Source organism: Acinetobacter sp. ANC 5045 (genome assembly GCF_004331005.1).
GTDB lineage: Bacteria > Pseudomonadota > Gammaproteobacteria > Pseudomonadales > Moraxellaceae > Acinetobacter > Acinetobacter towneri.
In genome coordinates this window covers 1-9,439 of the sequence record NZ_SJNS01000033.1, presented here as the reverse complement: position 1 = coordinate 9,439, position 9,439 = coordinate 1, and the positions used below count along the sequence as shown (strand labels likewise).

The 9,439-nt window shown below is 38.4% G+C and carries 12 protein-coding genes and 1 pseudogene; 3 read left to right on the top strand and 10 right to left on the bottom strand.

Annotation, left to right across the window (positions count from 1 at the left end; translation table 11 throughout):
- Window positions 1-238, top strand: a pseudogene (locus tag E0H79_RS14755) (IS982 family transposase); the annotation flags it as partial.
- A 10-nt stretch (window positions 239-248) separates the two neighbouring features.
- Here E0H79_RS14755 and E0H79_RS14750 read toward each other — a convergent pair.
- The 3 genes from E0H79_RS14750 to E0H79_RS14740 all read right to left on the bottom strand — a co-directional run bounded on the left by E0H79_RS14750 (window position 249) and on the right by E0H79_RS14740 (window position 2,543).
- Window positions 249-755, bottom strand: a complete 507-nt coding sequence (locus E0H79_RS14750) for a hypothetical protein (protein WP_004977287.1) — start codon at window positions 753-755, stop codon at window positions 249-251.
- Window positions 756-1,068: 313 nt separating this feature from the next.
- A complete protein-coding gene (locus E0H79_RS14745; RefSeq protein ID WP_131262037.1) occupies window positions 1,069-1,248 on the bottom strand; it encodes a hypothetical protein in 180 nt (59 codons plus the stop codon).
- A gap of 302 nt (window positions 1,249-1,550) precedes the next feature.
- Window positions 1,551-2,543 carry an NAD(P)H-quinone oxidoreductase gene (locus E0H79_RS14740; protein WP_131262036.1) on the bottom strand — a complete coding sequence of 331 codons (993 nt, stop codon included), beginning with the start codon at window positions 2,541-2,543 and terminating at the stop codon, window positions 1,551-1,553.
- Between the two features lie 152 nt (window positions 2,544-2,695).
- Here E0H79_RS14740 and E0H79_RS14735 point away from each other — a divergent pair, with 152 nt between their 5' ends.
- Window positions 2,696-3,016: a thioredoxin family protein gene (locus tag E0H79_RS14735; RefSeq protein WP_131262035.1), complete on the top strand. Its 321-nt coding sequence runs from the start codon at window positions 2,696-2,698 to the stop codon at window positions 3,014-3,016.
- Between the two features lie 24 nt (window positions 3,017-3,040).
- On the opposite strand, the gene E0H79_RS14730 is transcribed toward E0H79_RS14735, so the two are convergent.
- The 4 genes from E0H79_RS14730 to E0H79_RS14715 all read right to left on the bottom strand — a co-directional run bounded on the left by E0H79_RS14730 (window position 3,041) and on the right by E0H79_RS14715 (window position 7,089).
- Complete coding sequence (locus tag E0H79_RS14730) at window positions 3,041-4,819, bottom strand: GGDEF domain-containing protein (protein WP_131262034.1); 1,779 nt, start codon at window positions 4,817-4,819, stop codon at window positions 3,041-3,043.
- A 224-nt stretch (window positions 4,820-5,043) separates the two neighbouring features.
- Window positions 5,044-5,385, bottom strand: coding sequence for an FKBP-type peptidyl-prolyl cis-trans isomerase (locus E0H79_RS14725; RefSeq protein ID WP_004977304.1), 342 nt, complete (start codon window positions 5,383-5,385; stop codon window positions 5,044-5,046).
- 58 nt (window positions 5,386-5,443) lie between these two features.
- Window positions 5,444-5,974: a YaeQ family protein gene (locus E0H79_RS14720; protein WP_131262033.1), complete on the bottom strand. Its 531-nt coding sequence runs from the start codon at window positions 5,972-5,974 to the stop codon at window positions 5,444-5,446.
- 92 nt (window positions 5,975-6,066) lie between these two features.
- Complete coding sequence (locus E0H79_RS14715; protein ID WP_096901474.1) at window positions 6,067-7,089, bottom strand: CobW family GTP-binding protein; 1,023 nt, start codon at window positions 7,087-7,089, stop codon at window positions 6,067-6,069.
- A 521-nt stretch (window positions 7,090-7,610) separates the two neighbouring features.
- Between E0H79_RS14715 and E0H79_RS14710 the strand changes: the two genes are divergently transcribed.
- Entirely contained in the window at window positions 7,611-7,823 is a 213-nt protein-coding gene (locus E0H79_RS14710) for a hypothetical protein (protein ID WP_131262032.1), read from the top strand.
- 183 nt (window positions 7,824-8,006) lie between these two features.
- Here E0H79_RS14710 and E0H79_RS14705 read toward each other — a convergent pair whose 3' ends face one another.
- The 3 genes from E0H79_RS14705 to E0H79_RS14700 all read right to left on the bottom strand — a co-directional run.
- Entirely contained in the window at window positions 8,007-8,528 is a 522-nt protein-coding gene (locus E0H79_RS14705; RefSeq protein WP_004977311.1) for an acyl-CoA thioesterase, read from the bottom strand.
- A 358-nt stretch (window positions 8,529-8,886) separates the two neighbouring features.
- On the bottom strand, window positions 8,887-9,057 hold the full coding sequence (locus tag E0H79_RS15365) for a hypothetical protein (RefSeq protein ID WP_165492551.1): 171 nt from the start codon (window positions 9,055-9,057) through the stop codon (window positions 8,887-8,889).
- 126 nt (window positions 9,058-9,183) lie between these two features.
- A partial coding sequence (locus E0H79_RS14700) for a transposase (protein ID WP_323052926.1) occupies window positions 9,184-9,439 on the bottom strand: 256 nt, incomplete at its 5' end.

Genomic DNA, 9,439 nt, shown 5'->3' with positions numbered 1-9,439 from the left:
TCCAAGAAAAAATATGAGAGTGACCTTATTGCCATTTTCTGATGAATTTCATCTACGACAACGTAAAAGAATTGAAACATTGATAGGATTATTGAAAGAAAAATATCACTTAGTTACGAGTAAACATCGTTCGATTGCTGGTTTTTTAGCAGGCGTATTTTCTTCACTATGTGCGTATCAACTTTGCCAAAAGAATAAGCCTAAAATTCATGTGATTAAATCTTTGGCTTATCCGTAACTGGGGTTATTTAATATTTGCTGATCAATTCATCCAATACCGCTTGATAGTGAATCGCAATATCTTCAGCTAGAATTTTATAGACATTGTCGAATTGCACCATCGGCCAGCCCTCTTTCCAGAAAGGAAAAATGTTGTGCAAATCATGCGTCACCACAGCATCTTCACGCACAATCGCTTGTGCAACCTGAGCCAATACTTGTGCAGTTTCTGTGCCATCAATGGCTAAATAATCAATGCCACGTGCTTTTAAAATACGTACACGGTCTTTTTTATAACGGATTTTTTTCATTTGCGCTTCGTTTAACTGCAAAGCCAAACTTACTGCTTCTACAAATTTGCTTTCGAATGACTGATTAAGTGCCACCAACGCTGCTTTATGCGCTTCCTGACGACCTGCTTTCCCACCATTACGGATAATTTCTTTTGCCTCTGTGTCTAGCTCATCACTTTTCATAGACTGCAAAATGTCGAGTATTTCGATATCACTTAATGATTCAGGAGATTGGTCAATCATGTACTGCCCTTGGACAAAAATAGCAAAACGCTATTTTCGCACAATTTAGCTAAAAGCTCGACACATTCCGAAGCAATTGTTCACACAAGGCAGTGCTGCACCTATTACAGTGCAGCAGTTTAAAATTGATCTTTCAGCTTTGATCATCCTTGTTTATTTTAAATTTCTTATTGTTCCCTTAGTTTTTCTCCTGAATTTTACCGTCTATTTAAAACCCGTTATTTCAAATGAATAATCCAATAAATAACAGGTTTAACTTTTCAACTCACTTGTACTTTTTAGTAAAAAATAATTAACAGGTTGCTCTTTACACTTAATACAAGTTTTCGCGTTTATCATGATCGAGGCGGTCAATATAGCGCTCTAAATGTAGCATCGCATGATACATTTTATTTAAGTTCCCAACATTGATTTGCTGACGAACAATATTTTTGTGTAACCGTTTTAATGCACGTAGACTGTGCTTTGTCGTATATGCAGATAAAATTTTCATAAGCCTGCTCTCTCTATCAAATTATTTTACATGAACCGTTTTGTAATCTTGAGAATGAATTCAATGAATATAAAGATAAGGTTTATTATTGACAGGGTGTGTCCTACACCTCCTTAATATTTGACTATTTGGAAAAATTTTATTGTGTTGAATTGTAGTTTAAAGGAATATTTATGTAATTATGATTAAAATAATTGCTAAAACTGATTCAAAAAATCTTTGTTAAAATCCTCTATAAAGTACACATAAAAAACTGACACTCGGTCAGTTTTTTTATGTACGTTGATTTTAAATTTGAGTCTTTAAATCACTTCGACCACTACTTTGCCCACATGCTCGCCTGTATCCATTTCGGCATGCGCTTGCTGAATTTGATCAAACTGAAAGGTTTTATAAATCATAGGCAGACATTCACCTTTGGCTAACAATGGCCAAACGATCTCTTGCAAACCTTTGGTAATTTCAGCTTTTTCTGCAGTATTGCGGGCGCGCATGGTCGAACCCGTAATGGTAAGACGCTTCATCATAATTTGACCAAGTTTTACTTCTTTGGCTTTTGCACCACCTAAGAATGCGATATACACCAAGCGACCATCACGACGTAATAAGTTTAAATTACGTTCCAAATACGGCGCACCAACAATATCTAAAATGACATCGACCCCAGCATTGTCTGTCGCTTCGTTAATCACTTGTTCAAAATCTTGTGTCTTGTAATTAATTGCTGTGGTGAGATGTGAAATTGCTTGTACTTTTTCATCTGAACCTACGGTTGCAAAGGTTTTTAAACCTAAGGCATTGCACAGCATTAAAGCAGTTGTACCAATACCACTGGTTCCACCATGAATCAGCGCCGTTTCACCTGCTTTGGCTTTACCCATTTGGAATACATTGGCCCACACAGTAAAAAATGTTTCAGGTATCGCAGCGGCTTGTACAAAACTGACACCTGTTGGAATTGTCAAAGTCTGGCTTTCTGGTACAACACAATATTCTGCATAACCACCACCATTGGTTAAGCCACACACTGCATCACCAACTTTAAATTGGCTAACATCTGCACCCACAGCAACCACTTCACCTGCTACTTCTAAGCCTGGCACTGGCGTCACGCCTTTAGGCATAGGATACAAACCCTGACGCTGTAAAATATCAGGACGATTTAAACCAAAAGCATGTACTTTGACCAAAACTTCATTGGCTTGTGGCTCAGGTATTGCAACCGTTTCATAGGCTAATCTTTCTGGGCCACCTGGTTCTGTAATAATAATCTGCTGCATTGTGTTTTGTGTCATGGCAAATCCCTGATTGTTTGATGCTGATATGAATTCTGACTATTTGAACATAAAACAGCAAAGCATTAAAACCCAGATTAACTTAGGTATAATTCTCATGCCGTGGTGTTTCATGCGTGATTAAATTTTTATTTATGATTAAAGAGTATGTGATGTCAGAAATTGTGGAATACAACGAAAATAATTACCGTGAGTTTGAATATGCAACAGGCGTTGCGGTGATTCGTTTTTATGCGACGTGGTGTACGCCTTGTGTTCAAAATGCACCATTTTTTGAGCAGCTTGCCCAACTTTTTGATGCTTCGGTAAAGTTTGGCAAAGTGAATGTCGATCAATCTCCAATTTTAACTTTGCGTTATCAAGTCTTTGGTTTACCGACCACTCTGATTTTTAAAGATGGGCAAATTGTTGAACGACTGTCGGGCAATGTTTCTGTCGTACAACTTCAACAAAAAATTCAGAGCTATCTTTAAGTCATGTAGAGTAGCGTCAACATATTAAGTTTGAATTACTACCTGATCGCGTCCTGCATGTTTGGCTTGATACAAATGCGCATCTGCAGCTTTCATAAAATCATCCACGTGCGTATACACTTGTGCGCGAGTCATCCACGCTACACCGATACTTAAAGTCACATATTGTTTATGGTCTTCTCGTGCTACATGCTCAAAAGCTGCATCACGCACAGCCTGCAAGACCTTTTGCATGAGTGGTGCAATCGCAGGTTGCGGAATATCGTGCAGTAAAATGGCAAATTCTTCACCCCCATAACGTGCCACAAACGCATTTTTAGGCAAAGTATCTTGTAAAACTTTAACTAGGTTTTGCAGAATTTGATCGCCTTTTAAGTGCCCATAATGATCATTGTATTTTTTAAAATAATCGACATCGAGCATCGCAAAGACCAAAATATGTCGCTTATTTTGCAAGGTTTCAAAATACAAACGCTGAATTTCTTCATTTAATGCACGGCGATTATATGCCCCTGTTAATGCATCGGTTTTAATCTGTATTTCCAGTTTTTCATTCAAAAGACTGAGTTGTTCAGTGCGTTCCTGCACTTTTAAATCTAACGAGCTGTTTAAATGAATCAGTTTTTGGTTCAAGCGTTCAATGCGTAAGTTATGGTAGGCATAATTTCGTGCCTGCTGAAACATGATGAGCAATGCATAAACACTGGTCGAAATAAAAGATAAATGAATGGAGTTGACCAAATTCAGCATTAATAAAAAATCATGAATAAATGTGCCACACAGAATAATTACTGCCCAAAAATTAATTTTGGAATAATCCTCTCCTGAATGCAGGGTTTGATAAAATCCATAAGCAAAATTTGCCAAAATCAGCACAAAGAAAAAAGAACTATAAAATGCCAACTGCTGAAAAATAGTGGGTTCTGCCCACAGCGTCACCCCAATATTAAAGCTCAATAACAGCATTGCCGCGCTATATACCCAACGATGCAAATAGCGCGAACTGAGCAAAAACATATAACTCAGGAAAAATAAAATCGCTAAAAAACTAAATAAATATTCGAGTCTTATTCCCCAAGACCAACTTAAATTCAGGAAAGTGGTATAGGCATAGGGTGCAGAAAATAAATTGTGTAATGCCAGAAAAACAATAAAAATGCCGAAAATAAAAATACGCTTGGTCTTTCCACCATTTGCAAGACTAAATGCCGAAAACATCAAGGTAAACAAACCAATACCAAGTACTGCCCCACAAATCATGGCAATACTCATCATCAAACGCTGATACTGTTGATTGATGGTGCGACTTAAACCAATTTTCATTGGATTTTTTAAACCACCTTGCAAGCTCTGAAAGCTAGACGCTTGAATGGTCAGGGTAAAATATTCACTTTCAGGAACAAAATATGCAATTCGTGGGGCATTTTCGGTTTGGTGACTACTCGCATCTGCACCGACTGTGCCAACACGCACCAGTGGATCGCCATTTAAAAATACCCGATAGGCGCCATATTGGTTGGGAATCCAAATCGCAATACGTCTGCCTAGAAATTCTTTTGGAATTTGAAAGTGCCCAATAAAAGTGCCGTAAGTATTGGCATTGCCCATTAAATCTTCAAATGAAGCAGGCAATTCAACGGTATTCGATGCCAGTACCGCACTGGGTTCTTGAATCAATTGTTGCGGATAAAACAACCATCGCCCAGTCAAAATACTCGATTGATCTTCAGTAAATTGAACAGAATTGAGCAGTTGTTGATGTAGATAGTAAGATTCAGGTGCAGACTCATACTGCGCCAACACACGCGGTGGTGTGAGTACACTTCACAGTAAAATTAAGAAGAGTAATGCACACTTGTGCCACATCCGAGTGAAATTCAAAAATGCAAAAGTCCTATTGTGCTTGTTTTTTAATCTAATCGTTCTTGCACTAAATTTGAAGTAAAAAATTAAGTCATTTATGCTAGACCTTACTGGCATCGGATGAATGACTTAAATTCTAGCGGTTTGGCTAAGTTGAAAGGTGTTTATTGATCGCGTGTTTTCACATCATACAATTCAATTTCAAAAATCAAATTAGAATTAGCAGGAATGATATTGCCCATTTTGCGCTCACCATAAGCCAAATGCGCAGGTACGATCAGTTTGCGTTTACCACCCACTTTCATCCCCATGATGCCTTGATCCCAGCCTTTAATGACACGACCTGTACCAATCACGGTTTCAAAATAGTTACCACGGTCTAAGGATGAATCAAACTTGGTGCCATCTTCCAACCAGCCTGTGTAATGCGTAGTAATTAAAGCGCCTTTAACCGCTTCTTTCCCCTCACCCACCACCAAATCAATAATTTCTAATTCTGCACTCATGTTCATCTCCAAATATTTACACTTCGATGTTTAAGATAATTTCCAGCTCGTGCAAGTGTTATTGCAACTGTGTCCACTCAATCTGAGCCTGTGTCTGATCGCCAATCAATGTCCATTCGCCATCCATTACATTCAACTGCAATTGCATGGTACGTTCGCATAAAGCTTGAACGGCTTCGGTACTCGCTGGCGATAGTTGCCACACTTCAACATTATTTAAAGTTTTGATTTTACTGTTACGTTTGTACCATTCATCTACCGATGAACCATAAGCAATAATCGCAACTTGCTTACAACGCGAACTGGCTTTTTTGACTTTGTCTTCATCTGGGCAACCGACTTCAATCCACTTAATTAACTGCCCTGTTAAGTCTTTTTCCCACAAAGCAGGCTCATCGGTTTCAAATAAATCTTTGGTAAATTCCAAAGCTTCATCTGCATAACGTGCGAATGCCAAAATACGCACCATCAATCGCTCAATAGTTTCAGAAGGATGCAATGCCATGGTGAGCTGATAGTCACCGTATTGATGCACATCCATATTGGCAATGTTCAAATCTGCCTTATAAATTGTCGCTTTCAGCGCCATTGTCTATTCCTAAAACTATGTTTAAATTTGCCACTAAGCATAATGGATTTTCTGTGATTTTGCTGTATCGTTTGCCCGATAACGTATAGATTTCAGTCTAGAACCGCAGCAGCATCGACCCGATACGCCAATAGTTCAGCCTCAAATTTTTCCCAATCACGCTCGCTTTGATAAATAATTTCCAACCGATTGTCTATGCCTTCATCGGTAGATTGATAATTAAATTGCTGCGGATTGAAGTTGAAACTTTTCCAACCCTGATTGGTATAAAAAATTCCTTTAATACGCAGCCAATCTTGCTGTTCACAGAGTAAATCTAATAAGGGATAAAAGTCGAATTGCCAACGTTTAGGCAATTTCCAACCTGCGACTGCATATCCTTGTGCAGTTTCGACATAGTGATATGGCAATTGTTTGATTTCTGCAGACTCTTGCAGATTTGTAGAGCTGACCTTCTGTTGCAATTTTAGCAACGGCTGAATTTTACGCTGTGTACCGACATACGGTATATCCATTTCGGTCAAAGCCAGATGACCCTGTTCTGCTTTCAACCATTTTTGCGCGTAGGCTTGATATTCCTGTTGTAGTTGTATGAGGGCTTGCTCATCTGCCGCCTGCATTTGGTCTGCATGTGACACCACAATAATTTGTGCAGCTTTGAGCTGATCGGCATACAGGTTTTGCTGCGTCCACGCCTGATCATGCAAACGCGAACCATCTACTACCGTCACCAAGGCGCGCATCGATAAATGCGTATGCCAATGTGGTTCGGTCAGTTGTTCCAAGAGTTGCGCAGGATGCCCCAAACCTGTCGGCTCGATGAATAAACGGTCAGGCTTCGCTTCGGACAATAAACGCGACAAAGCAATTTGCATAGGCAATTGGCTGCTACAACATAAGCAACCGCCCAATAATTCTTTGACTTGATAACCCTGTTGCTGAGGTAAGAGTTGTTGATCGACCCCGATTTGTCCAAATTCATTCATCAGCACCGCCCAAACTTCATGTTCTGGTTTTTGGCTGAGTAACTGTTTCAATAAGGTGGTTTTTCCTGCACCGAGAAAACCAGAAATAATATGCGTCGGGACTGCTTTTTGTGGTGCAATTAATTTCAAAATAAGCTCACTTTATTGAATTTCAAACAACTCAAGCATGCTAAGCAAGTTTAGCGATTAGTTCAATCTGAATCTAAACACACTGAAATTTATTCATTTCAGCACATCTATCACCATCATGATTTGAAAAATTCGCTTACATTTATTACGTGATGATCTGCAACTTATTTGGGGAAATACACGAGTTTTAGCCGCTTGATGTTATGTTTTATTGCCAACCACGCAATTTTATTGCGGAAAACACAGCCATTTTGATTGGATTTGACCGCATATTTAAAACAAAAATTACCAAACTACGACCTATTCATCATCATTGTGCGGTTCAAGTAACCGTCATTGTTTTGCTTTGTTGCAAGCATTGATCCCATAGCTTTGGCTCTTTAGCATGAGTTCCTGTTCAGCCCGTTCAAATCAGGTGATGACTGACTTGAACACTTTAGCCGCAATAAGTTTTTTTACTTAATGCTTGTGCTGAGCACTCCCTACTACTCATGAAAAACTTTAAATAAGGATGCCAAACCATGAAATTGACACAAATTTTACTCGCTTCAACTTTTGCTTTTGCCACTGCAACTACTTTTGCTGCAAAGGCTGAATCGACAGCAACAGAACAGGAAAAAGTGGTTGTTTCAACGCAGGAAACTGTGGCTGAACCAGCTTCAGAACAAGCTGCTGCACAACCTGCATCTGAAGCAAGCACTGAAACCCCTACTGCATCGACGCAACAGCCTTAAAACTTAGATACATTTAAAAATGTAAATCGAATACAAAAACTGAGTTTTCCGCCACTCTCTCGGTTTACTCAGTTTTTGTTTATCTACAAAGCCAATCAATATTGCCTTGGACAAAATTAAAAAATAGGCACAAAAAACCTGTCTACAATTGCAAACAGGTTTTCAGCTAAATTTGATGAAAATTTAGTTTTGTTCAGTTTTCTTATAAATGCTGCAAGATGGATGATGATTTTCTTGCAAACGTGCTACTTTACGCTGCTCTGCTGCTTCAAAACGGCAACGCTTCCAGTCATTGTCTAATTTCAACGCAGGGATTTGTTTTGGTTTACCATTTTCATCGACTGCAACCATAGTGAAGTAACAGCTGTTGGTATGGCGCACTGTACGCTTTTGAATATTTTGTGCTTCTACACGAATCCCAATTTCCATTGAAGTACGACCGACATGGTTCACACTAGCAAGGAAAGTCACCAATTCACCCACATGAATCGGCTCTTTAAAGTTCACTTTATCAACCGAAAGAGTCACCACATAACTACCCGAATAGCGGCTTGCACATGCATACGCCACTTGGTCTAATAGTTTTAAAATTGTTCCACCATGTACATTCCCTGAGAAATTTGCCATGTCGGGTGTCATTAACACGGTCATGGTTAATTCTGACTGGTCATCTAACACTGGGGCAATTTGATCTAATGGTGACATCGCGTTCTCTAGACTCTTTTAAAGACAGTAAGATATGAGCCTATTATTATATCGCGTTTATAAAAGTTTGAATGTTCATTTCGGCAACAACTGCATCATTATTATTTATATTGTTTATGATAACATTTATTTAAAATTATAAGACTAAAGACTAAGACTCCCAAGCTGTTATTTTTTAATCCATTTCTGATTTTTTAGAATATTTGTTCAAATTGAATATTACGTGAATCCCCCTGATTCAAGTGTTCAAAAAACAATCTAAAATCTTTTATTCAATGGATTATTCAAGCAAATTTCGGCGAATTTACACGAAAAAAAGTTCAATTTCCCCGTAAATTTTCAAACTTCGCTGCGACATTTAAGCCAAGCGCAGCATTTCCTGCGACACATTGCTATAAGTCAAAGTTTGTTCGGTACTCAGTGCAGCTTCAATCACATAAGAACCATCTGGATTAATCATCGTCACTGTAAAAATAACTTGCTCCATAGTGGCAAGTTTCACCTGCTGTCCAATTTCAAAGCCGTGCATGAAGTATCCCCTCGATTTTTTATAAAGTTTTAAAGTCCTGAAGCACAAAAGTTAGGCTTTCTTGGAAGCATGTTCAATTGGTAAACTGCTTAAAAAACGAATTCAGTAAATGCTACATAACCCCAGTTACGGATAAGCCAAAGATTTAATCACATGAATTTTAGGCTTATTCTTTTGGCAAAGTTGATACGCACATAGTGAAGAAAATACGCCTGCTAAAAAACCAGCAATCGAACGATGTTTACTCGTAACTAAGTGATATTTTTCTTTCAATAATCCTATCAATGTTTCAATTCTTTTACGTTGTCGTAGATGAAATTCATCAGAAAATGGCAATAAGGTCACTCTCATATTTTTTCTTGGATAAGTAATTAAATCAATG